This window comes from Buttiauxella warmboldiae, assembly GCF_003818135.1.
GTDB lineage: Bacteria > Pseudomonadota > Gammaproteobacteria > Enterobacterales > Enterobacteriaceae > Buttiauxella > Buttiauxella warmboldiae.
This window is the reverse complement of the sequence record NZ_RPOH01000071.1, coordinates 1-1,052: the sequence shown is the minus strand read 5'-3', so window position 1 is coordinate 1,052 and position 1,052 is coordinate 1. Positions and strand designations below refer to the sequence as shown.

Below are 1,052 nucleotides of genomic sequence, written 5' to 3'. Positions count from 1 at the left end.
GAGCATCGGTATCAAACTGAACAAAATGGATGCCACCACCCTGGGGATGGATGGTTTTGATGTGACCCAGATGCCAAAAGCGCTGAAAGCAGGTGATTCGGTAACCAACGCGGGTAAGACCGCTGTCCTGGATAAGGCAACCCTGGATGGCATTAAAACTGCGGTGTTCACTGCGGGTGGCAAGGGTGAGCTTTACCAGGATAATAAGGGCGATTTCATTGCCGTGGGTAAAGATGACAAGGGCGTTGATGTATATACCACAGTAACGGCTACTTTTACCGCCGCTGTAGCTCCTAATCCAGGGGGAGCGACTCCACAGGCAAAACAAGGTACTCCGGCAAGCTTCACCTTGGCTAAAGGCACCGCCCTTGCCGCCACCGACCCGCAGGTCACTCAGTTGACTAAGCTAAAAACCATTGACGAGGCGCTGGCTAAGGTTGACCAGCTGCGCTCCGGCCTCGGTGCGGTACAGAACCGTTTCGACTCGGTGATTAATAACCTCGACAGCACGGTGAATAACCTGACTCAGTCGCGCTCGCGCATTCTGGATGCTGACTTCGCTTCCGAAGTCTCCAATATGAGCCGTGCCAATATCCTGCAGTCTGCCGGCACCAGCGTGCTGGCTCAGGCAAACCAGGTTCCGCAGAACGTGATGTCGCTGCTGCGCTAACGGGCTGAGCCTCTCCCCACGGCGCACGTTGTGGGGAGAGGCGTTATTCGTTTTACGGTGACAGCAAAGAGGTCCGCTGTTTAAAACCGGCAGTTCAGGCCGCAGGGCGAATGTTTACCGACGCAAATAACACCGCCAATAACGACATAACCATTTTGCGGTGATTAATTTCTCTGCACAGCGATGATGCTGAAATAAACGCGGGTTTAAGTTTGTCCGGGGTGTTTTTTATTTATCGCCAGTCTGACCGGTCTGCACAGACGGAATAGCCTGTTTTATTACGATGTTTTTTGATGACCATAAAACATCATAAAACGACGTTGATAAATCACTCTCATCAGCATTAACGGTTAGTCATAAAACCCCCTTGTCCTGACACTGG

Annotated in this window: 1 protein-coding gene; it reads left to right on the top strand. The window is 51.8% G+C overall.

What is annotated here, in order from left to right:
- The coding region (locus EHN07_RS20710; protein ID WP_279630506.1) for a flagellin at nt 1–670 on the top strand (670 nt) is incomplete at its 5' end.
- Between the last annotated feature and the right edge of the window lie 382 nt (nt 671–1,052).